Raw genomic sequence first — 21,284 nt, 5'->3', positions numbered from 1 at the left:
CTGCACAGCAAGGCAACAACCGACCAGAGGTAAGCAGATGTCCCCGATCAAACCCGTTGTATTGTGTATTCTGGACGGCTGGGGATTGCGCCCCGAAACCGAAGGCAACGCGGTCGCGCTGGCGGACACACCGAACTTCGACCGTATCCTGCGGGACTGCCCAAACAACACACTGACAACTTTCGGGCCGGATGTCGGCCTGCCAGAAGGTCAGATGGGTAATTCCGAAGTGGGCCATATGAACATCGGCGCAGGGCGCGTGGTGGAAATGGATCTGGCCAAGATCAACGGCATCATCACACGGGGCGAACTGGCACAGCAGCCTGCGGTGGAACGCATCATGACCACCGGCAACGGTGTTGTGCATCTCTGCGGTGTTCTGTCGGACGGTGGTGTGCACAGCCATATCGACCATATGATCGCTATGGCAGACATTATGGACAAGGCAGGACGCAAGACCGCCCTGCACCTGTTCACTGACGGGCGCGACGTGGCCCCGCAATCTGCCGACAGGTATCTGGCCTCCCTGCAAACTGCCCTTCCTGAAAGTGCAACGATTGCCACTGTTTCGGGCCGGTATTACGCCCTTGATCGCGACAACCGCTGGGATCGCGTGGAACTGGCCTATCAGGCGATGGTGAACGGTACGGGCGCAGCATTTGCCAGCGCCCAAGCCGTGATCGACGAAAATTACGCGAATGACGTCATGGATGAATTTTTCAAACCGGCGGTTATTGGTGCTTATGATGGCATGAAGGACGGTGATTCACTGGTCTGCCTGAATTTCCGCGCCGACCGCGCCCGCGAGATCCTCGCCTCGATTGCGCAGCCCGGTTTTGACGGATTTGACACAGGCCCCCGCCCCGAACTGGCGCTGGTCAGCGGCTTCACCGAATACTCCAAAGCCCACAGCACCTATGTAGACTGCATCTTTCCCGAAGAAGACATCGTAAACACACTCGGCGCATGGGTTGCAAAAAAGGGTTTGCAGCAATTCCGCATCGCGGAAACCGAAAAATACCCCCATGTGACCTTTTTCCTGAACGGCGGTGTTGAAATCCCCGAGGACGGCGAGGACCGCTATCTTGCCGCTAGTCCGAAGGTCGCGACCTATGATTTGCAACCCGAAATGTCCTCTGCCGAGGTGACAGAGCATCTGGTGGAGGCGATCAACTCCGGCAAATATCACTTGATCGTGGTTAATTACGCCAACCCCGATATGGTCGGTCACACCGGCAGCATCGCGGCTGCAACCACCGCCTGTGCTGCGGTGGATGCGGGGTTGGGTCAGGTTCTGATTGCGCTTGAAAATGCAGGTGGTGCGATGCTGCTTTGTGCGGATCACGGCAACTGCGAAACCATGATTGATCCTGTCACCGGCGGGCCACATACCGCCCACACGACAAATCCCGTGCCAGTGGCCTTGATCGGCGGCCCGAAAAGCGCAAAGCTGCGCGCGAACGGTCGGTTGGCCGATCTTGCCCCGACGCTGCTGGCGTTGATGGGTCTGGATCAGCCGCCTGAAATGACAGGTAAGAGTTTGCTAAACGCATGAGAGCAGGGCGCGGAATTTTCGCGGCAGTTTTATCTGCCACGCTCGCCTGTGGCGCGGCACTGGCGCAGGGTGATCCTGTGATGAAGGCGCAACTCGCCGCCGATGCGCTTAGCGCTGCAACCCGAGATCTGGCCGACGCCCAAAGCGCCAAGGACCGTGTCAAAGCGCTCAGCGAAACCGTACGGGCCTATGAAGCCGGTCTAAGCGCCATGCGGGACGGTCTGCGCGGCGCCACAATCCGCGAAAGGGTGATCCGGCTGGAGTTTGAAAACCGCCGCGACCAGCTTAGTCGTCTGTTGGGAATCCTGCAAACGCTGGAACGGGCGAGCACGCCAATGCTGTTGATCCACCCGACCGGCCCTGTCGGAACGGCACGATCCGGTATGATGATGTCCGAAGTCACGCCCGCGCTGCAAAGGCAGGCCGAAGAGTTGCGTAGCCAACTGGAAGAACTTCAGGAATTACAAGCGCTTCAAACCAGCGCCGAAGAGAAACTGCGGCTGGGGCTGGCCGGCGTGCAAGAGGCCCGTGTCGCGCTCAGTCAGGCGATTTCGGATCGCACAGACTTGCCCACCCGCATGTCCGACGATCCGATCAAGACCCAGATCCTCGCGGATAGCGCCACCTCGCTGGAGCTGTTTGCACAAAGCATCGGCGTCCTCCCCCCTGATACCGATGCCGCCGCAACGATCCCCTTTGACCGGATGCGCGGCACCCTGCGCCTGCCGGTGGAAGGCACCCAACTGCGCGGCTTTAACGAGGTGGATGCCGCCGGATTGAAACGTCCGGGTCTGGTGATCGCGGCACGCCCCCTCGCGCTGGTGACTGCACCGGTCGCCGCAACGATTCGCTATTCCGGCGCACTTTTGGATTACGGAAACGTGATCATTCTGGAGCCTCAGGCGGGATATCTACTGGTGATCGCCGGGATGGAACAGGTTTACGGTGAAACCGGACAAATCGTCGATCAGGGCGCTCCGGTGGGGTTGTTGGGTGGCAGTCAGGCTGCCACGCAGGAATTTCTGGTGGAAGCCTCTGATGGCAGTGGTGCAACCGCGCAAGAAACGCTCTATATGGAGCTAAGACATAACGGCAAACCCGTGGACCCCGGGATCTGGTTTGCCATCAACGACAGGTAGGATGGATTTATGAAGAAACTCGCACTGGCCGCAGTTGGCGGAACTCTGGCAGGGATTGTCTTGACGGCGCAACTGACAGGCCCCCTGATCGCACAAGAGGCCGCGCGCACGAAATCCACCTACGAACAACTCGACCTGTTCGGTGATATTTTCGAACGTATCCGCTCTGCCTATGTGGAAGAGGTGGACGAACAGGAACTGATCCGCTCTGCCATTAACGGGATGCTGACCTCGCTTGATCCCCACTCTTCCTATCTGCCTCCCGAAGATTTCGACTCTATGCAGGTGCAGACACGGGGTGAATTTGGCGGTCTTGGCATCGAGGTCACACAGGAAAACGGCTTTGTCAAAGTGGTCAGCCCGATTGACGACACCCCTGCAGATGCGGCCGGTGTGCAAGCGGGCGATTTCATCACGCAGGTGGACGGCGAAAGCACGCTCGGCATGACCCTTGACGACGCGGTAGAGCTGATGCGCGGTCCAATCGGCAGCGAGATCGTCATCACCATCGTGCGCGAAGGCAGCGAAGAACCTTTCGACGTCACAATCGTGCGCGACACCATCAAGGTCAAAGCCTCCCGCGCGCGGATCGAAGGGGACAGCGTTGTTCTGCGGATCACGACCTTCTCCGATCAGACCTATGCCAATCTTGAAGCCGGCCTGAATGAAAAGGTCGCGGAACTTGGCGGGATCGACAATGTAAGCGGCTTTGTCATCGACCTGCGCAACAATCCGGGCGGTTTGCTCAATCAGGCAATTCTGGTCAGCGATGCTTTCCTTGAAAAAGGCGAAATCGTCTCTACCCGTGGCCGCAACCCGCAGGATAGCGACCGGATCAATGCGCAGCCGGGCGATCTGGCGCAGGGCAAACCTATCGTTGTGCTGATCAACGGCGGCTCTGCCTCTGCCTCGGAAATTGTTGCGGGTGCGCTGCAAGACCATCACCGCGCTGTGGTGATCGGAACGCGCTCCTTCGGGAAAGGCTCTGTGCAGACGATTATGCCCCTGCAAGGCGATGGCGCGATGCGCCTGACCACGGCGCGGTATTACACGCCTTCGGGCCGGTCCATTCAGGCACTGGGTGTGTCTCCGGACATCATCGTCGAACAACGCCCCCAGATTGAAGTCGCCGCCGAAGAAGACGCCCGCCAGCAACGGTTTGAAGCCGACCTGCGCGGCTCTTTAAGCAATGACAGCCTGACCGAAGACCAACAAAACCAGTTGGAAGAGGAACGGCTTCAAGCAGAGAAAGCCGCAGAGTTGCGCAACAATGATTCACAACTGGCTTACGCTCTGGACGTGCTCAAGGGCCTGTCCGTTCTGGAGAATGATGCCGAATGACCCCTGAAGCCATCGCAGAGCTACCCTATCGTCCCTGTGTCGGGCTGATGGTCATCAACAAGGACGGTCACGTCTTTGCCGGACAGCGGCTCGACAATTTCAAAGACGCCTGGCAGATGCCACAGGGCGGGGTGGAGCAGGACGAATCCCCCCGCACCGCCGCCCTGCGGGAACTGGAAGAAGAAACCGGCATCCCCGCCAGCGCGGTAGAGGTTGTAGCGGAAACCGAAGACTGGATTCCCTACGACCTGCCCCACACTCTGGTGCCAAAGCTTTGGAAAGGGCGGTTTCGCGGCCAGAAACAGAAATGGTTCCTGCTGCGCTTCACCGGAGAGGATTCCGTGGTCAACATCGCGACCAAAGAACCGGAATTCCGCGAATGGTGCTGGTTGAAACCCGAAGACCTGCTGGAAAAGATCGTTCCTTTCAAACGGGACACCTATGAGCGGGTGATCCGGGAGTTTCGGGACAAAACAAAATGAAACTTGCGGGGCTGTTTTCTTTGATGATTGCGGGCCTGCTCTTCGCGGCGGAAGCCCGTGCGCTCAGCTGTTTGCGCCCCAATCTTGCAGAGGCGTTCAACAGGTTCCAAGACTCTGAAGACACTTATATAATTGCTTTGGGCAAGATCCGACCAACCGGAACGGAACCGCCCTATACCGAAGGCAAACCCCGCACGATCCCGGCAAAGCTGACAGGGCGGTTTATGGGCTTGGACGGCTTTGGCGCAGATTTTACCCGCGAGTTGACCATCCAGACTCATTGCCTTGCCCACTGGTGCGGCGGTCTGCCCGCCACCCCCAACGAGGATCACCTGATGTTCCTGCGCCGCACGGACGCCGGACTGGTCCTTGACATGCAGGCCTGTCCCGATGGCACCCTGTCATTGCCCAGCGAAGACCGTATTGACCTGCTGCAATCCTGCCTGACACGGGGCAAATGCACAGAGTCCGACCTGCAAAAGATGGAAGACCGCTGACAGCGCGGGTTTTGGATATTTGATCCAAAAAGAGAAATCAGGCGCCCCGATAGAACCGTGCAGGGCGCCTTCTTTTTGGACGGCCATCGCCTTCCCAGGCTGTACCGCAAGACCAGTTTGACACCTATTGGTTAAGAAATCTTAAAGAGCCTCTTTTTGGTTAAAATATCCAATCCCGTCGTTGCCGGAAATGCTGCGCTTTGAGGTCTAGGGGGACTCGCAAAAAGAACAAAACGTGAATATAATTGTGCAATGGCATTCGTCGAACTCTGCAACACTTCAAATTTCACCTTTCTGGGCGGCGGCTCTCATGCCGAGGAATACGCACGTCAAGCGTTCGAGTTTGCCATGCCAGCCCTTGCCATTGCAGATGTGAACTCTGTGGCGGGGATTGTGCGCGCCCATGTGGAACTGCGCGAAATTGCCCGCAAGCTGCGCGAAACAGGGGAAGAGGCTGTCGTGCCCCGCCTGTTAGCTGCAACGCGACTGGAAACCGTGGACGGATTCTCGGTGGTGGCGCTGCCGCAGGACAGGACCGGCTGGGGCGGTTTGTGCCAGATGCTGACACGGGCAAAACAGCAGGCGGGCAAGGGGGACTGTCTGTTGCGGTTTGAGGATATTCTGGAACAGGCAACAGCGATGGAGCTGATATTGCTGCCCCCCAGCCCGATCTATCCTCGGGGGGCAGCGGGCTGGCAGGATCGCGCACAACAGCTGGTCCGCCGCTTTGGTAGCGCGGTTTCTGTGTTGATGGCGCCCTGTTATGACGGGCAGGATAGCGCACGGTTTGATGCTGTGGCAGAGCAGGCGCGAAGGTTGGGGATGCAGACCGTTGCTTCTGCCACGCCGGTGATGCACCGCGGATCGCGCCGCAGGCTGAGCGATGTTCTGACCTGCATCCGCGAAAGCCTGCGCATTGACGACATCGGCCATAAGGCGCTGTCCAATGCGGAACGACATATGCGCGATGAGGCGGCGATGTTGCGGCTGTTTGAGGGACATGAGGACGCGGTCCATCGCAGCGGTCAAATTGCACAGCGCTGCCGGTTTTCTCTGGATGAGTTGAAATACGAATACCCTTCGGAAATTTCGGTGGGGGAAGCGCCGCAGGCCCGGCTTGAACGGTTGTCGCGAGAGGGTCTGAAATGGCGCTACCCCGAAGGCGTGCCGGATCGGGTGGCGCGGATGTTAACCCATGAACTGACCCTGATCGGCAAGCTCGGCTATGCGCCCTATTTCCTGACCGTGCATGATCTGGTGGATTTCGCCCGCTCCCGTGGCATCCTGTGTCAGGGGCGCGGCTCGGCGGCCAATTCCGTGGCCTGTTTTGCCCTCGGCGTGACCTCTGTTTCGCCGGAGGTGGGGACGATGGTGTTTGAGAGATTTGTTTCAGAGGCGCGGGACGAGCCCCCCGATATTGACGTGGACTTTGAACATGAACGTCGCGAAGAGGTGATCCAGTATATCTATGAACGCTATGGCCGCCACCGCGCGGGGCTTTGCGCCACGGTGGTGCATTACCGTGGCAAAAGGGCGATCCGCGAGGTGGGCCGCGCGATGGGTCTGTCCGGGGATACGATCTCGGCCCTGTCCTCGCAGCTTTGGGGGTGGGGCAGCGGCGGAATGCCCGAAGAGCAGTTGCGCGAACTGGGGTTGAACCCGAACGAGCCGCGCCTGAAACAGACCCTTGATCTGGTGGATCAGATCGTCGGCTTTCCCCGTCACCTGTCCCAACATGTGGGCGGTTTCGTCATTACCGAAGGCGCGCTGGACGCGCTGGTTCCGATCGAAAATGCCGCGATGGAAGGGCGCACGGTCATTTGCTGGGACAAGGATGACATCGACGCACTGGGTATTCTGAAGGTGGACGTGCTGTCGCTGGGCATGCTGACCTGCATCCGCAAGGCGTTTGATCTGATCGAAAACCACCACGGCACGGAATACACACTCGCCAGTCTGCCACCCGAAGACCCCAAAGTTTACGACATGCTGTGCGAGGCGGACAGTCTGGGGGTGTTTCAGGTGGAAAGCCGCGCGCAGATGAACTTTTTGCCACGGATGCGGCCGCGCACATTTTATGATTTGGTGATTGAGGTGGCAATCATCCGGCCCGGCCCGATCCAAGGGGATATGGTGCACCCTTTCATCCGCCGCCGTCAGGGGTTGGAAGAGGTGTCTTTTCCCTCTGATGCTTTGGGAGAGGTGCTGGGCAAGACCCTTGGCGTGCCGCTGTTTCAGGAACAGGCGATGCAGATTGCGATCATTGGCGCGGGGTTCACGCCGGAACAGGCGGACCGTTTGCGCCGATCACTCGCCACCTTCAAGAAACACGGCAATGTGTCTGAATTCCGTGAACTTTTTCTCTCGGGCATGGCGAAAAACGGCTATGACGAAGACTTCGCGGCCCGCTGTTTCGGCCAGATCGAAGGTTTCGGATCTTACGGGTTTCCCGAAAGCCATGCGGCCAGTTTTGCGCTGCTGGTCTATGCCAGTGCATGGCTGAAATGCCATCACCCCGGAATTTTTGCCTGCGCATTGCTGAACAGCCAGCCGATGGGGTTTTACGCTCCGGCCCAGATCGTGCGGGATGCCCGCGAACACGGAGTGACAGTTCGCCCCGTCTGTATCAACGCCAGCTACTGGGACAATGTGATGGAACCGGACGGGCGCGGCGGGCTGGCTTTGCGGCTCGGGTTTCGCCAGATCCGAAAAATGAGCGAGGAAGAAGCCACGTGGATCTGTTCGGCGCGGGGCAACGGTTATACCCAAGTAGAAGATGTCTGGCGTCGTGCCGGAACCCCGCCCCATGTGTTGGAGATTCTGGCCGAAGCGGATGCCTTTGCCACATTGGGCGACACCCGCCGCGAGGCTTTGTGGCATGCCAAAGCGGTCAAAGGCGCAGCGCCCCTGCCGCTGTTTGCGCAGGAACTGGACGGAGAGGGTCTGGAGGAACCGCCCGTCACCCTGCCAGAGATGAGCGAGGGCGAAAACGTGGTGGAAGACTATGTGTCCATGCGCCTGACCCTGCGGGCCCACCCGATGGCCCTATTGCGGCCCCTTTTAACGCCGGAAACCCCTGCGAGCGGGAAGCCGCAGAAACAGGGGGGCGGGCGTTAACGGCCGATCTTGAGACCGCGGTTTTCCCGCTCTGCCAATGGGGTGAAATCATTGACAGCAGAGCCTTGCAAGCGGACCTCTCGCAGTTTTTCCAGCCCTGCCAGCGGCGTGACATCCTGAACGGCTGTGGCGCTCAGATCCAGAAACCGGAGGTTTTCCAGTTTGGACAGGGGTGAAATATCCTCAACCGCTGTCAGCCCGAGGTTCAGTTCCACCAGCAGGTCCAGTTTGCTCAGCGGGGTGATGTCGCGCACAAATGTCCCGTCGAGCTTTAGGATTTTAATCAAGAACAGCTCTGACAGGGGCGAAATATCTTCTATCATCGTGCCGCCAAGGGAAAGTTCGTGCATCACCTCAAATCCGCGCAGAACGGAAATATCAGTCACCAGACAATCCGCCAGATTGAGCCATGTCAGTTTCTTGTGATTGCGCAGCGGCGACAGGTCGGACACCAGCGTCCCGCGAATGCTCAGCCGGCGCAAATTGGTCAGACGCTGAAGCGGCGAGAGGTCTTCAACCAACGTATCATCCGCGCCGATGTCCTCGATCCACGGCATGTTCGCCAGCGGCGAGAGATCCGTGACCGCCGAGCCATTCATATACAGATGACGCAAGGATTTCAGAGAAGTCAGCGGCGACAGGTCCGTCACTTGGGTTTCGGACATGCTGATCATTTCGACCCCGCGCATTTCGGCCAGCGGTGTCAGGTCGGTGATGGAAGACCCGTCCAGCAACAGGTCGCGCACATCATCTACGCCAGCCAGTTCGGAAAAATCATCCGCTTGCACATTGCGCAGATCCAGAACACCCCGTTCAGACACATAAGCGCCCAACACATTGGTCCGGTTGGTGCTGTCTTCAACCTCATCCACCGGAAGTTGCAGATTGTCATTTTCAACGGGAACATTCACCTGCGCTATCGCCGGCGTCATACAAAAAAACAGTGCCGAAATTGCCGGAATCAGCCGTGCAAGCCCCATGAAAAACCTCAAAATCTGATAAACGGAGAGTCTGTTGGTTAAAAATAGGTCACGACTGACAAGTTACAACAGTTAAATCGGGCGTCGCGGCAGTGCGGTCGGGAACAAAGGTTCAGAACCTTTTGTACCATTTGACATAAACAGACGTCCCGCCAGAGCTGGTGCGGGTGGCAAAGCGGTTTTGACGTGCGGTTTTCGCCCCGATCGCGACACTACCGTCCCCGATAACCGGAATTTCCAGCTCCACCCCCAAAGCCGGTTCCAGCCTGTTGTTAAAGTCCCTGCCTTTCTGGTCGATCTTGGCCAGAAGGGACAGAAACGGCGCGATTTTCAAGCGGGTCGCGCGAAAAGGCATGGCGACAGCCAGCTTTGCAAAGGCTTGTAACTGGCCGTTCTTACGCTCGCTCAGATGAAGAGAGCCGGGATGCCGCAGATTGGCCCAACCGCTCAGCACCAGTTCGCTGTTGCTTTGACCGGGAAGCCAGCGGGGTTGCCACGTTTTGTAAAGCGAGGCATCGGCCGTCCAGACAAACGCGCTGCGCATCATACCGGTCGCAAACTCCTGCTCCATCTTCCACTTGCCCCCGAACGCCAGCTTCACTGTGTCGTTTGGCCTGATGCGAATCTCACTGCCCAAGGCAAATGTGTATTTATTGTTATAGTCGAACCCGTAGCTGTCTTTGATCAAGGCAAATGTCGCATAGCTCACGAATGTGGTATTCTTTGAAAGTTTGAAAAGCGTTAGCGAGGGTTTTACATAGAGTTCAAACTTTGCGTTATTTTGATAGATTTCCGCCAGATCGGAGGGTGCATTGAAGGAACCGTACACCTCTACCGAATAGTCGAAGCTGCGGTTGAACAGGCGAAAAGGCTCTGCCAGAGCGGGGGAGGTCCCAAGCATAACGGCGATAATCGTCAGGAAAAAACAGCGGCACATTCCCCCAGCTTGCAAAATATTGGTTAATAAACTCCTAGCAATCAGGGGATTTGAATTGTCAAACAGCGCCAGATTTTGCAGGGTAGCCCCGAAAGTTCATATACGGAGAGAGTGAATGAGAACCCGCGCCGCCGTTGCTGTAGAAGCAGGAAAACCGCTTGAAATCATGGAAGTAAACCTTGAAGGCCCGAAGGCCGGAGAGGTGCTGGTCGAGATCAAGGCGACCGGATTGTGCCATACGGATGAATTCACCCGCTCCGGTGATGACCCCGAAGGCATCTTCCCTGCAATTCTCGGTCATGAAGGGGCTGGTGTTGTGGTGGAAGTGGGCGAAGGCGTCACCAGTCTGGAAGTGGGCGATCACGTGATTCCGCTCTATACGCCGGAATGTCGGGAATGCGAATACTGTCTCAACCCGAAAACAAACCTCTGCCAGAAGGTACGCGCCACCCAAGGTCAGGGTCTGCTGCCGGATGGCTCCACCCGCTTTTCCATGCTGGATGGCACGCCGATCCATCACTACATGGGCTGTTCCACCTTTGCCAACCACACGGTTGTGCCGGAGATCGCGCTGGCCAAAGTGCGCAAGGATGCGCCTTTCGACAAGATTTGTTACATCGGCTGCGGCGTGACGACTGGAATTGGTGCCGTGATCAACACGGCCAAGGTTGAAATCGGTTCTCGCGGAATCGTATTCGGTCTGGGCGGCATCGGGCTGAACGTGATCCAAGGCTTGCGCCTTGCGGGTGCCGACCAGATTGTTGGCGTTGATCTGAACGACGGCAAACGGGAAATGGCCGAACACTTTGGCATGACCGATTTCGTGAACCCTTCAAAGGTGGACGGCGATCTGGTTGCCCATCTGGTCGAACTGACAAAGGGCGGTGCGGATTATACCTTTGATGCCACCGGCAATGTAAACGTGATGCGCACAGCACTGGAAGCGGCCCATAAGGGTTGGGGTGAAAGCATCATCATCGGCGTTGCCCCTGCCGGTGCCGAAATCTCTACCCGTCCGTTCCAGCTTGTCACCGGTCGCAGCTGGCGCGGCACGGCCTTTGGTGGCGCTTCGGGGCGCACCGATGTGCCGAAAATCGTAGACTGGTACATGGACGGCAAGATTGAGATCGACCCGATGATCACCCACAAGCTGACACTGGACGAAATCAACCACGGTTTCGATCTGATGCATGAAGGCAAATCTATTCGCGCCGTGGTGGAATTTTGATCGACGCCAATATCCCCAGACTCGCCGTCTTTATAGACGGCGACAACGTCAGTGCGGCCTATGCCGAGGTGATCCTTGAGGAAATTGCCAGTTTTGGTGAAATCAGCCTGCGCCGCATTTACGGGGATTTTTCCAGCTCGCGGATGAACCGCTGGTCGGACAATCAGGTGCAGTTCGGCATCGTGGCCCAACACGTGCCAAGCACCACAACCGGCAAGAACGCAAGCGATATTGCGCTGGTGATCGACGCGATCGACCAGCTTCACTCGGGGCTTTACGACGGTTTCTTTATCGTCTCGTCAGACGGGGATTACACCCGTCTGGCCCACCGCATCCGCGAAGAGGGTGTCCATGTCTATGGTATCGGGGAACGTAAAACCCCCGAAGCCTTCAGAATGGCCTGCAAACGGTTCATTTATATCGAAAACCTGCTGCCCAAGGCCGAAGATGCCAAGACAGGTCCGACGGTGGAAAAAGCAGACCTGAACTTTGCTTACAACCGCATCCGAACCGCCCTTCGCGCGGTTAATGATGGCAACGGAGAGGTCCATCTCAGTCAGGTCGTGCAAGAGTTGAACAAGCGCTATCCCGATTTTGATCCCCGTTCATTTGGTAAGAAACGGCTGTTGGATCTCATAGAAGAAATCAGCAAATTCAAGGTTACAAAGCAGGGTAACGTCGTATTCGTTCAGGAAAAGGTCAAACAAAAGTGACCACTCCTCCGACATACAACCCGATCCCCTTGCCCGACCGGTTCGACTACACCGACGACGAGACACGGTTTCACGCGCTGTCCTTCATGAATTTCATGCGCAAACGGCATACCGTGCGGGATTTTTCGGATCGGGAGGTGGATCAGGGGGTGATTGAGGATTGCATCGCCGCCGCCGGAACCGCGCCCAGTGGCGCGAACCACCAGCCGTGGCATTTTGTGGCCATCCGCAACCCCGACCGCAAGGCCCGCATCCGCGCGGCTGCGGAATCCGAAGAGGACGTATTTTATGATGGCGGTGCCGGAGCCGAGTGGCTGGCCGCACTGGAACCTATCGGAACTGACAAGAACAAACCCCATCTGACGGACGCGCCGTGGTTGATCGTGGTCTTTGCCCAACGCTATGGTCTGCGGGAGGACGGGAGCAGTTTCAAGAATTACTACGTGCCCGAAAGTGTCGGGATCGCCACCGGCTTTCTGCTGACGGCCTTGCACCATGCAGGGCTGTCCAGCCTGACCCACACACCCAATCCGATGAAGTTTCTCAATGATATGTGCGGTCGTCCCGTATCGGAGAAACCGACGATGATTATCGCCACGGGCCATCCAAGCGATACCGCAACAGTTCCTGAAATTGCAAAACACAAAAAGCCGCTGTCACAGATTATGACCGTTTTATAAGACATTTAAATGCTAGAGATATTCCTGCAAACGTTGCCGTTTTTCGCCCTAATTGCGATCGGATATCTCGCCGCTGTAACGCGGTTTTTCGGCCCCGAAGCCACGACCTATCTAACCAAATTCGTATTTTATTTCGCGCTGAGCGCGATGCTCTTGCGGTTTTCCAGTTCGCTTCCGATTAACGAGATTTTCGATCTTGAATTTGGCATGGCCTATCTTGCGGGCTGTCTGGTGGTCTACGCCCTGTTCATGGGCATCGCGCTGTTGCGGCGTACCGGATGGGCCATTGCCGCGATTGAGGCACAATGCGCTGTGATCGGAAACGCCGGCTTTCTGGCCCTGCCCATGCTGGTGGCCCTGCTGGGGGATGCGGCTGCGGCGCCGGTTCTGTTTGTGCTGGCGATTGATCTGATCGTGTTCGGGTCGCTCGTCGTGATCGTGATCACTGCATCACGAGAGGGTTCCGTTTCCCTTGGGTCGCTGCGCCGCATCGGTGTCGGCCTGCTGAAGAACCCGATGGTGATGTCCATGTCGCTGGGGCTGGTCTGGTCGGCGCTGGAGTTTCCGGTGCCACAGCCAGCGGATGATTTCCTGCGGATTCTCGGCTCTGCGGCGACGCCCTGTGCGCTGTTTGCCATTGGCGCATCGCTGGTGGGGCAGTCGGCGGAACGGCCTGCGATTGCGATCTGGCTCAGCTTTGGGACGCTGGTGATCCAGCCCGCCGCTGTCGCGTTTTTTGCGCTTTGGGTGTTTGACGTAGACCCTTTCGCCGCCGGTATCATGATTGCAACCGCTGCCATGCCGACCGCGGGCAACATCTACATACTGGCGCAACATTACGGTGTTGCCCCGGCGCGGGTGTCGTCAACAATCCTGATGTCCACCGTGGCCAGTGTTGCCACTCTGTCTGTCGTGCTTGGCTGGGTGATCGGCAGCGGGCCGACTTAGACACCAGCCTTGCCCTTTTCCTCTTCAATCACAGTTTTAACAGCTTCGGGAATATTGGCCACCGGCGGTTTCCTTCTGCTTATGCGCTTGGGAACAAAGGGCCGTGCATAGCACGAAACTGCCCTCAAAACGATTGATCTGTTGAGGCGGGCCGGATTCTCGGCTAGGCCTGATGGAAAAACACGGAGAGCCGCTATGGAAATGCTATCGGAAAACAAATGCTTCGACGGGGTACAGGGGGTCTATTCCCACCACTCGGACAGCTGCGCCTGTGACATGACGTTCGGCCTGTTCGTGCCGCCACAGGCCAAACTGCACGAGGTTCCGGTGCTGTGGTATCTGTCCGGCCTGACCTGCACCCATGAAAACGCCATGACCAAAGCAGGCGCACAGCGTTGGGCGGCGGAAAACGGAATAGCCGTGGTGTTCCCCGATACTTCGCCCCGCGGCGAAGATGTGGCCGACGATGATGCCTATGACCTGGGCAAGGGCGCAGGGTTCTATGTGAACGCCACTGAGGACCCTTGGGCGCCCCATTACAAAATGTATGACTACATCACAGAGGAACTGCCCGCGCTGGTGTTCAACGAATTTCCCTTGCTGGAAGAGGCACAGGGCATCACCGGACATTCTATGGGCGGGCATGGTGCGCTGACGCTGGCAATGGCGCGGCCGGATCAGTACACATCGGTTTCCGCCTTTGCCCCGATCACCAACCCGACCGCTTCGGATTGGGGGCGCAAACAGCTTTCCGCCTATCTGGGCGATGATGAGGCCGCTTGGGCCGCCCATGACGCAACCCTGTTGATGCGCGAAACCGGCCATCCGTCGCACATTTTGATAGATCAGGGCAGCGCCGACAACTTTCTGGACCTTCTCAAACCCGAAGCCCTGTCCGAAGCGATGGCTGCTCGCCGTCAGCCCGGCACATTCCGGATGCAGGAAGGCTATGACCACAGCTATTTCTTTGTCTCAACCTTTATGGAAGACCATGTCGCCTTTCACGCCGATGCCCTTTACGGAGTATAATATATGAGCCGCTACGATCTGGTTGTTATTGGCAGCGGACCTGCCGGAAAATCCGCTGCAATCCAGGCGGCGAAACTGCACCGCAAGGTGCTGGTGGTGGAACGCAACGCCCGTGTGGGCGGTGTGTCTGTTCACACCGGCACCATCCCGTCCAAAACCCTGCGGGAAACCGCGCTGAACCTTTCGGGCTGGCGCGAGCGCAGCTTTTACGGGCGGTCCTACCGTGCGCGGGAACGTATCGAATCCCAAGACCTTCAGGCCCGTCTTCACAAGACCCTCGATTACGAAGTAGATGTGCTGGAACACCAGTTCACCCGCAATCGTGTGGAAACGCTGGAGGGTGAGGCCCGCTTTGTTTCCGACAATGTGATCGAAGTCAAAAGCCAGGACGGAGAAACCACCGAGATCACGGCGGACAGCTTTGTCATTTGCACCGGCACCCGCCCGTTCCGGCCCGATTACATCCCCTTTAACGGCACCACGATTTTCGACAGTGACGAGATTCTGACGCTGCCCAACATCCCGCGCAGTCTGATTGTGGTTGGCGCCGGTGTGATCGGGGTGGAATACGCCACGATCCTTTGTTCGCTCGATGTGCAGGTCACGTTGGTCGAACCCCGCGACAGTTTTCTGGATTTCATTGATGACACATTGATCGCGGAGTTTACCCAGCAAATCCGCGAAATGGGCATCGACCTGCGTCTGGGCTCCAAGGTGGAACTGGTGGAGCAAAAGGGCGATTTCGTCGAAATTTCCATGGAAAACGGCCGTCATGTCCGCGCTGAAATGCTGTTGTTCGCAGCGGGTCGGATGGGCGCAACGGATGCGCTCAATCTGGACGCGGTCGGGTTGGAAACAGACCATCGCGGGCGCATCACGGTGAACCGCGACACATATCAGTCCGAGGTGCCCCATATCTATGCTGCGGGCGATGTGATCGGCTTCCCCTCGCTTGCCTCTACATCGTTGCAACAGGGGCGTGTTGCAGCCTGCCATGCGCTCGATACACCGACCCTGCCGCAATCGCCGTGGTTCCCTTATGGGATTTATTCGGTGCCTGAAATGTCCACCTGCGGCATGTCCGAGGAGGAAGTACAGGAGCGGGGCATCCCCTACGAAATCGGACTGGCGCGGTTTTCCGAAACCTCACGCGGGCATATTATGGGGATCGAAAACGGCATGTTGAAAATGCTGGTGTCCTTGAAAACCCGCCGCCTGTTGGGTGTGCAGATCATGGGCGAAGGTGCAACCGAACTGATCCACATCGCACAGGCGGTGCTGAACCTGAAAGGCACGGTGGATTACTTTATCGAGAACACCTTTAACTATCCCACCCTTGCCGAAGCCTATAAAATCGCCGGTCTGGATGCGTTCAACCGCATGCCCATCCCCGAGAAATACAAGGTGGCGCCGGAGAAAAAGAAAACCGAAACAAAGGCCAAGACGAAGGAGTCCAAGTGACCTGCATTTTCATTGATGCGGATGCCTGTCCGGTCAAAGAGGAAACCCTGCGCGTGGCGGACCGGCATAAGGTAAAGGTCTTTGTGGTGTCCAACGGCGGCATCCGTCCGAACCCCCATCCGCTGGTGGAAATCGTCGTGGTGGATTCCGGTCCCGATGTGGCCGATATGTGGATCGCCGATCGCTGCGGCAAGGGTGATGTTGTGGTCACGGGCGACATCCCGTTGGCGGCCAAGTGTCTTGAGGCCGAGGCCCGCGTGATCCAGCACAACGGTGAATTGTTCACCAAGGGCAATATCGGCAACCGTCTGGCCACGCGGGATTTGATGGCCGATCTGCGGGCGGCCGATCCGTTCCGGCAGGGTGGCGGCAAACCCTTTTCCAAGGCCGACCGCTCCCGTTTTCTGGATGTGTTGGAACGGGAGGTCCGCTTTGCCCTGCGCGAAACAGGGGGTGGCGCACCCTGACGAAGCGGCATTTCCCCGATTAAGAAGGAATATTTGAATGAAAATCCCGTTTATCGAATTTGACGAAATGGACAGCCGACTGAGCTGGGAAGGTTTGACCGATGCGCTTGCCAAGGGGCACACGCTCGCGACAGCAAGCATTGCAGACGGGTTTGCCTATCGCGGAGAGGATACCCTGCTCAGCCGTGCTGCATGGATCGACGGATTGGGCGTGGCTGTAAAATCCGCCACCATCGTTCCGGGCAATGTCGCCAAGGGCAAGCCGATGGTTCAGGGCGGGGTCATGGTGTTTGACGATGAATTCGGCACGCTGGAAGCGGTGATCGACTTTCATCTTGTGACCAAATGGAAAACCGCCGGTGACAGCTTGCTCGGGGCAAAACTGCTGGCGCGGCCTGACAGTAAAACGATCCTGATTGTCGGGGCCGGCACTGTCGGGCGCAATCTGGTCAGCGCCTATTCTACGGTCTTTCCGAAGGCATCTTTCTTGGTCTGGAACCGAACCGGCGCCAAAGCGGTCGAGATGGCTCAGGAACTGTCAGACTTCCATGATATCAAGCCGGTAGAGAGCCTTGAGAATGCGGTCTCAGAGGCCGATATCGTGTCCTGTGCCACCATGTCCAGCGATCCGGTCCTGCAGGGCGACTGGCTGCACGCGGGCCAACATATCGACCTGATCGGCGCCTACCGCCCCGACATGCGAGAGGTGGACGACACCGCCCTGACCCGCAGCAGCATCTTTGTTGACAGCCGCGCCACCACGATGGACCACATCGGAGAACTGAAAATCCCGCTGGAGGAAGGTGTTATCAGCAGGGATGACATTCTAGGCGATTTCCACGAACTGGTAGCAGGCACAGCGAAACGCAGTCACGATGACGAGATTACCCTGTTCAAAAACGGTGGCGGTGCCCATCTGGATCTGATGACTGCAAAATATATCCTGAAGGAATGGAACGCCACATGACAGGACCCGCCTTTGACAACAGCTACGCCCGCCTGCCCGACGGTTTCTTCGCCCGTGTCGATCCTGATCAAGCCCCGGAACCGGAACTGATCAAACTGAACACGGGACTGGCGGAAGAGATCGGGTTGGATGTGGCATGGTTGTCGTCGCAAAAGGGTCTAGAGATGCTCTCCGGTGCGGGTGTGGCCCAAGGATCGGAACCGCTGGCGATGGCCTACGCAGGGCACCAGTTCGGCGGCTGGTCGCCGCAACTCGGCGATGGCCGCGCCCATCTGCTGGGTGAGATCATCGCCCCTGATGGCACACGGCTCGACATTCAGTTGAAAGGCTCCGGCGCGACCCCGTTTTCGCGCAACGGGGACGGTAAAGCCGCGCTAGGCCCTGTGCTGCGGGAATATATCGTCAGCGAATTTATGGCTGCCGCTGGCGTGCCCACGACCCGTGCGCTGGCCGCCGTTACTACGGGGGAAAGGGTACAGCGGGAGACCGGATTGCCGGGCGCTGTCCTGACCCGCATCGCACAAAGCCACGTGCGGGTTGGCACCTTCCAATACTTTTTCGCCCGAGAGCAGAAAGAGCACATCCAGACGCTGGCGGATTACGTGATCGACAGGCACTATCCTACTGCCAAAGAAGCGGAAAATCCGGTTCTGGCCATGCTCGAAATGGTGACAGAGCGGCAGGCGCGTCTGATTTCCCAATGGATGTGTCTGGGATTTATTCACGGGGTGATGAACACCGACAATATGCAGGTCGCCGGAGAGACCATAGACTATGGTCCCTGCGCCTTTATGGACCGTTTCCACCCAAATACGGTGTTCAGCTCCATTGACCGCAACGGGCGCTATGCTTGGGTGAACCAGCCCAATATCGGCGTGTGGAACCTGTCCCGTCTGGCCGAAGCGCTGCTGCCTGTGCTGCACCCTGATCAGGATGCCGCAATCAAACTGGCCGAAGGCGCTGTGGGGCGGTTTTCCGACCTGTTTAACGAAACTCTGAACGCCGGATTTGCCGCCAAACTCGGCATCCCTGTGGACGCCGCTTTCATGCAGGATATGTTCAAACTGATGGCGGATCAGGGGTGTGATTTCACCCTGTTCTTCAGCGAACTGACCCGCATTGCAGGTGGCGGCAAAGAGGAGCCTTTCGCCGCGCTGTTTGTCGAACCGCTGGAAGCGCAGCTCTGGCTGGAGCAATGGCGCAAGCGGCATGATCCGGCGTTACTGGATGGGATGAAAGCCGCCAATCCGGTATTTATCCCGCGAAACCATCGCGTTGAGGAAGCAATTCAAAGCGCACTGGCGGGGGATTACACGCTGTTTCACACCCTTGTTTCGGTGGTCACAAGACCCTTTGATCCGCAACCGGAACATGCGGAATATGAACGCGCCCCGACCGAGGACCAGATCGTACAGCAGACTTTCTGCGGCACATGACCCTGCTATCACCCGCGATGCTTCTCGCTGCCTCCGGGTTGTTTCTTGCGGTGGTGTGGTTCTTGCGCCGCCCCATGACAGGACGGGCCCGCCGGTCAGCGCCCGGGGATTTTGTCCCGATAACCGGTGGATTGATCCACTACCAATGGCACGGACCCAAAAACGGGCCGGTGCTGGTGATGGTGCACGGACTGACCACGCCAAGCTTTGTCTGGCGGGACCAACTGGGCGCCCTTACCGGCGCAGGCTACCGCGTGTTGACGTTCGATCACTTTGGCCGCGGCTTTTCGGATCGTCCCTACGCAAGACACACAATGGCGTTCTATGTGCGGGAGATCGACGAACTGCTTGAAAAACTGGACGTTCCTGCGGGTTATAGCTTGCTGGGGTATTCGATGGGCGGGGCGATTGCAGCCCATTACGCGGGCTTGCGGCGGGACCGGATCAAACGTCTGATCCTGCTCACCCCTGCGGGGTTGCTAAAGTCGGAGCCAAACTGGATCGCCCGCTGGCCGGTGATCGGGGATCTTGCCATGTTCCTGTTCGGCGGCTGGATCCTGCGCCGCGGCAGCAGACAAGCAGGCAAGCTGGAAGGTGTGGATAACGATATGATCGAAAAACAGTGCCGCGAGACCCGATTTGCCGGTTTCGGGGCGGCGGTTCTAAGCTGCCTGCGCCATGTGATCTATACGGACCAGACCGATGTGCACCGCAGGCTGCTGGATCGTGGCATGCCTGTGCTGGCTGTTTTCGGAACCAAGGACACTGTGATCCCGATTGCCTGCGCCATGCGCCTGCGGGAAATCAACCGCACGGCGCGTATTGTAGAGATTAAAGGCGCGGGTCACTCATTGGTGACGACCCACGCCCGACAGGTCAATCGCGCTGTTCTGGCGTTTTTGTCGGATCGGGAACAGGTTCCACCCCTTCAAGCGCACCATCCATCATCGGAAGCATAGACGTCGTCGATCCAAGATCATCGCTTTCCGGCGGGGTTTTCCAATCCATCCCGTCAAAAGTGCCGCAATTGTCGCATTTCGGCGCCCATTGGGTATGGATTTTGTTGCAGGACGAACAAATCCATTGCGGTCCGCGAGAGGCCGAGAGCGCTTTGGACAGCCAGCCGCGCACGACTTTTTCATCCGCGCCTTCACCCCGTGCAATCGCCGCCATAATGGACAGGGACCGTGCCGAGGGCTGTGTTTCCGCCAGATCACCCATCGCACGACGGGCTGCTGGGAAATCTTCCTCTGCCAGCAACAGTTCTGCGTGAAGCATTCGGGTTTCAGCATGATCAGAGTTGATCCGCAGCAGGCTGTTAAACCGTTTCAGCCGCGCTGCAGGCGTTTCTTCCGGCTCGATCTCTGCAAAGGCACTGGCAAGATCGGGATGCGGGGTCGCGCCCCACGCCTTTTTGATCACTTTCGCAGCGGATTTCTTGTTGCCGTCCAGAACATGCATCTCGGACGCCAGAACCGCTGCGGGCACCAGATCGGGAGACAGGGCGTTGGCCTGCAACGCGGCCTCCTTGCCGGACGGGATTTCCCCTGCTTCCAGCAAACGACGTGCATCCGCAAGCGAGAGAACCGCATCGCGGCGGCGTCCCACATCACGGGGTAACGCGTGAGACTTTACCTTGGCCTCGATCGTCTTGCGCGCACCGGACCATTCCTGCTTTTCGGTTTGCAACGTAAACAGAGTATCCAGCGTGCCATTATGGTTCGGCCGCAAGGCAAAAGCTTTCTCTGCCAGTTTCAGCGCGGTATCCGTGTCCCCTTCGGCCAGTTTCTGTTTCATGATTCCCTGAACGCCGACAAAGCGGGTACGGTCGTTTTGCAGCAGGTTCTTGTAGTGTTTCAGCGCCTTTTTCGTATCGCCGGAAATTTCCGCCGCCTGCGCATTGATAAGCTGGGTCAGTTCGGGACGGTCGAGATAACGCTCCGCCTTGGCCGCTTTCTGACTGGCGGTGCGTCCTTCACCTGCGGCAAGGGCAACCATCCCGTCCGCCAGCGCCTCAAACCCTTTGCGTTCGCGGTGTCGGGTGAAATAACGGGAAATCGCGGTTTCATCACCGTTAAAGAAGTGAAACACCGCCACCATTAGCGCCAGCAGTTTGACCACGATCCAGATAGCAAGGATCAGCAACACCAGCCCGATCAGCCCGACCAGCGGCTCAAACGTGTATTCCGCGCCGTTAAAGGAAAGCTGCACCTGACCGCCGGCTTCGATTAAAAAGCTGGCGGCAAAGGCCGCGGCTGTAATCAGCGCAATGAAAAAGATTATTCGGATAAGGGACCACAGCATGTG

19 protein-coding genes are annotated in these 21,284 nt (G+C 57.9%); 16 read left to right on the top strand and 3 right to left on the bottom strand.

Going from position 1 to position 21,284, the window contains the following annotated elements; genetic code table 11:
- The first annotated feature begins 37 nt into the window (after window positions 1–37).
- The 6 genes from gpmI (at window position 38) to BFV97_RS01510 (ending at window position 8,131) form a co-directional block, all read left to right on the top strand.
- A complete protein-coding gene (gpmI, locus tag BFV97_RS01535) occupies window positions 38–1,555 on the top strand; it encodes a 2,3-bisphosphoglycerate-independent phosphoglycerate mutase (protein ID WP_069298549.1) in 1,518 nt (505 codons plus the stop codon).
- Complete coding sequence (locus tag BFV97_RS01530; protein WP_069298548.1) at window positions 1,552–2,694, top strand: murein hydrolase activator EnvC family protein; 1,143 nt, start codon at window positions 1,552–1,554, stop codon at window positions 2,692–2,694. Before gpmI ends, BFV97_RS01530 begins: the two co-directional genes overlap by 4 nt.
- Window positions 2,695–2,703: 9 nt before the next feature.
- Window positions 2,704–4,035, top strand: a complete 1,332-nt coding sequence (locus BFV97_RS01525) for a S41 family peptidase (RefSeq protein ID WP_069298547.1) — start codon at window positions 2,704–2,706, stop codon at window positions 4,033–4,035.
- Complete coding sequence (locus tag BFV97_RS01520; protein ID WP_069298546.1) at window positions 4,032–4,517, top strand: RNA pyrophosphohydrolase; 486 nt, start codon at window positions 4,032–4,034, stop codon at window positions 4,515–4,517. The genes BFV97_RS01525 and BFV97_RS01520 overlap by 4 nt, the downstream gene beginning before the upstream one ends.
- A complete protein-coding gene (locus tag BFV97_RS01515; RefSeq protein WP_069298545.1) occupies window positions 4,514–5,014 on the top strand; it encodes a hypothetical protein in 501 nt (166 codons plus the stop codon). Before BFV97_RS01520 ends, BFV97_RS01515 begins: the two co-directional genes overlap by 4 nt.
- Before the next feature lie 252 nt (window positions 5,015–5,266).
- On the top strand, window positions 5,267–8,131 hold the full coding sequence (locus BFV97_RS01510; protein ID WP_069298544.1) for an error-prone DNA polymerase: 2,865 nt from the start codon (window positions 5,267–5,269) through the stop codon (window positions 8,129–8,131).
- On the opposite strand, the gene BFV97_RS01505 is transcribed toward BFV97_RS01510, so the two are convergent.
- Window positions 8,128–9,042 carry a leucine-rich repeat domain-containing protein gene (locus BFV97_RS01505; RefSeq protein ID WP_216635937.1) on the bottom strand — a complete coding sequence of 305 codons (915 nt, stop codon included), beginning with the start codon at window positions 9,040–9,042 and terminating at the stop codon, window positions 8,128–8,130. The two genes, BFV97_RS01510 and BFV97_RS01505, sit on opposite strands and share 4 nt — an antisense overlap.
- A 181-nt stretch (window positions 9,043–9,223) precedes the next feature.
- Window positions 9,224–10,048: a hypothetical protein gene (locus tag BFV97_RS01500; RefSeq protein ID WP_069298542.1), complete on the bottom strand. Its 825-nt coding sequence runs from the start codon at window positions 10,046–10,048 to the stop codon at window positions 9,224–9,226.
- Between the two features lie 115 nt (window positions 10,049–10,163).
- Here BFV97_RS01500 and BFV97_RS01495 point away from each other — a divergent pair, with 115 nt between their 5' ends.
- The 10 genes from BFV97_RS01495 (at window position 10,164) to BFV97_RS01450 (ending at window position 19,936) form a co-directional block, all read left to right on the top strand.
- The gene (locus tag BFV97_RS01495) at window positions 10,164–11,276 is read left to right on the top strand and encodes an S-(hydroxymethyl)glutathione dehydrogenase/class III alcohol dehydrogenase (RefSeq protein WP_069298541.1); all 1,113 of its coding nucleotides are present in this window, start codon (window positions 10,164–10,166) and stop codon (window positions 11,274–11,276) included.
- A complete protein-coding gene (locus BFV97_RS01490; protein ID WP_069298540.1) occupies window positions 11,273–11,989 on the top strand; it encodes an NYN domain-containing protein in 717 nt (238 codons plus the stop codon). The genes BFV97_RS01495 and BFV97_RS01490 overlap by 4 nt, the downstream gene beginning before the upstream one ends.
- Entirely contained in the window at window positions 11,986–12,669 is a 684-nt protein-coding gene (locus BFV97_RS01485; protein ID WP_069298539.1) for a nitroreductase family protein, read from the top strand. Before BFV97_RS01490 ends, BFV97_RS01485 begins: the two co-directional genes overlap by 4 nt.
- A gap of 9 nt (window positions 12,670–12,678) precedes the next feature.
- Window positions 12,679–13,617, top strand: coding sequence for an AEC family transporter (locus BFV97_RS01480; RefSeq protein WP_069298538.1), 939 nt, complete (start codon window positions 12,679–12,681; stop codon window positions 13,615–13,617).
- Window positions 13,618–13,812: 195 nt separating this feature from the next.
- A complete protein-coding gene (fghA, locus tag BFV97_RS01475; RefSeq protein ID WP_069298537.1) occupies window positions 13,813–14,646 on the top strand; it encodes an S-formylglutathione hydrolase in 834 nt (277 codons plus the stop codon).
- Between the two features lie 3 nt (window positions 14,647–14,649).
- Window positions 14,650–16,107: a Si-specific NAD(P)(+) transhydrogenase gene (gene sthA / locus BFV97_RS01470; RefSeq protein ID WP_069298536.1), complete on the top strand. Its 1,458-nt coding sequence runs from the start codon at window positions 14,650–14,652 to the stop codon at window positions 16,105–16,107.
- Window positions 16,104–16,574 (top strand): YaiI/YqxD family protein, encoded by a 471-nt coding sequence (locus BFV97_RS01465; RefSeq protein ID WP_069298535.1) that lies wholly within the window; start codon window positions 16,104–16,106, stop codon window positions 16,572–16,574. The genes sthA and BFV97_RS01465 overlap by 4 nt, the downstream gene beginning before the upstream one ends.
- A gap of 37 nt (window positions 16,575–16,611) precedes the next feature.
- On the top strand, window positions 16,612–17,541 hold the full coding sequence (locus BFV97_RS01460; protein ID WP_069298534.1) for an ornithine cyclodeaminase family protein: 930 nt from the start codon (window positions 16,612–16,614) through the stop codon (window positions 17,539–17,541).
- On the top strand, window positions 17,538–18,977 hold the full coding sequence (locus BFV97_RS01455; protein WP_069298533.1) for a protein adenylyltransferase SelO: 1,440 nt from the start codon (window positions 17,538–17,540) through the stop codon (window positions 18,975–18,977). Before BFV97_RS01460 ends, BFV97_RS01455 begins: the two co-directional genes overlap by 4 nt.
- Window positions 18,974–19,936, top strand: coding sequence for an alpha/beta fold hydrolase (locus tag BFV97_RS01450; RefSeq protein WP_069298532.1), 963 nt, complete (start codon window positions 18,974–18,976; stop codon window positions 19,934–19,936). The genes BFV97_RS01455 and BFV97_RS01450 overlap by 4 nt, the downstream gene beginning before the upstream one ends.
- On the opposite strand, the gene BFV97_RS01445 is transcribed toward BFV97_RS01450, so the two are convergent.
- On the bottom strand, window positions 19,854–21,281 hold the full coding sequence (locus BFV97_RS01445) for a heme biosynthesis protein HemY (RefSeq protein WP_069298531.1): 1,428 nt from the start codon (window positions 21,279–21,281) through the stop codon (window positions 19,854–19,856). The two genes, BFV97_RS01450 and BFV97_RS01445, sit on opposite strands and share 83 nt — an antisense overlap.
- Window positions 21,282–21,284: the final 3 nt, after the last annotated feature.

The sequence above is a fragment of the Neptunicoccus sediminis genome (genome assembly GCF_001719615.1).
In the GTDB taxonomy this organism is placed as follows: domain Bacteria; phylum Pseudomonadota; class Alphaproteobacteria; order Rhodobacterales; family Rhodobacteraceae; genus Amylibacter; species Amylibacter sediminis.
This window is presented reverse-complemented; position numbering and strand designations above follow the sequence as displayed.

Bases quoted from the DNA above. Each gene is read 5' to 3' on its own strand.
- BFV97_RS01495 (WP_069298541.1), top strand. From the start codon at position 10,164: ATGAGAACCCGCGCCGCCGTTGCTGTAGAAGCAGGAAAACCGCTTGAA.
- sthA (WP_069298536.1), top strand. From the start codon at position 14,650: ATGAGCCGCTACGATCTGGTTGTTATTGGCAGCGGACCTGCCGGAAAA.
- BFV97_RS01480 (WP_069298538.1), top strand. From the start codon at position 12,679: ATGCTAGAGATATTCCTGCAAACGTTGCCGTTTTTCGCCCTAATTGCG.
- BFV97_RS01530 (WP_069298548.1), top strand. From the start codon at position 1,552: ATGAGAGCAGGGCGCGGAATTTTCGCGGCAGTTTTATCTGCCACGCTC.
- BFV97_RS01450 (WP_069298532.1), top strand. From the start codon at position 18,974: ATGACCCTGCTATCACCCGCGATGCTTCTCGCTGCCTCCGGGTTGTTT.
- BFV97_RS01510 (WP_069298544.1), top strand. From the start codon at position 5,267: ATGGCATTCGTCGAACTCTGCAACACTTCAAATTTCACCTTTCTGGGC.
- BFV97_RS01525 (WP_069298547.1), top strand. From the start codon at position 2,704: ATGAAGAAACTCGCACTGGCCGCAGTTGGCGGAACTCTGGCAGGGATT.
- fghA (WP_069298537.1), top strand. From the start codon at position 13,813: ATGGAAATGCTATCGGAAAACAAATGCTTCGACGGGGTACAGGGGGTC.
- BFV97_RS01460 (WP_069298534.1), top strand. From the start codon at position 16,612: ATGAAAATCCCGTTTATCGAATTTGACGAAATGGACAGCCGACTGAGC.
- BFV97_RS01500 (WP_069298542.1), bottom strand. From the start codon at position 10,048: ATGTGCCGCTGTTTTTTCCTGACGATTATCGCCGTTATGCTTGGGACC.
- BFV97_RS01515 (WP_069298545.1), top strand. From the start codon at position 4,514: ATGAAACTTGCGGGGCTGTTTTCTTTGATGATTGCGGGCCTGCTCTTC.
- BFV97_RS01455 (WP_069298533.1), top strand. From the start codon at position 17,538: ATGACAGGACCCGCCTTTGACAACAGCTACGCCCGCCTGCCCGACGGT.
- BFV97_RS01520 (WP_069298546.1), top strand. From the start codon at position 4,032: ATGACCCCTGAAGCCATCGCAGAGCTACCCTATCGTCCCTGTGTCGGG.
- gpmI (WP_069298549.1), top strand. From the start codon at position 38: ATGTCCCCGATCAAACCCGTTGTATTGTGTATTCTGGACGGCTGGGGA.
- BFV97_RS01445 (WP_069298531.1), bottom strand. From the start codon at position 21,281: ATGCTGTGGTCCCTTATCCGAATAATCTTTTTCATTGCGCTGATTACA.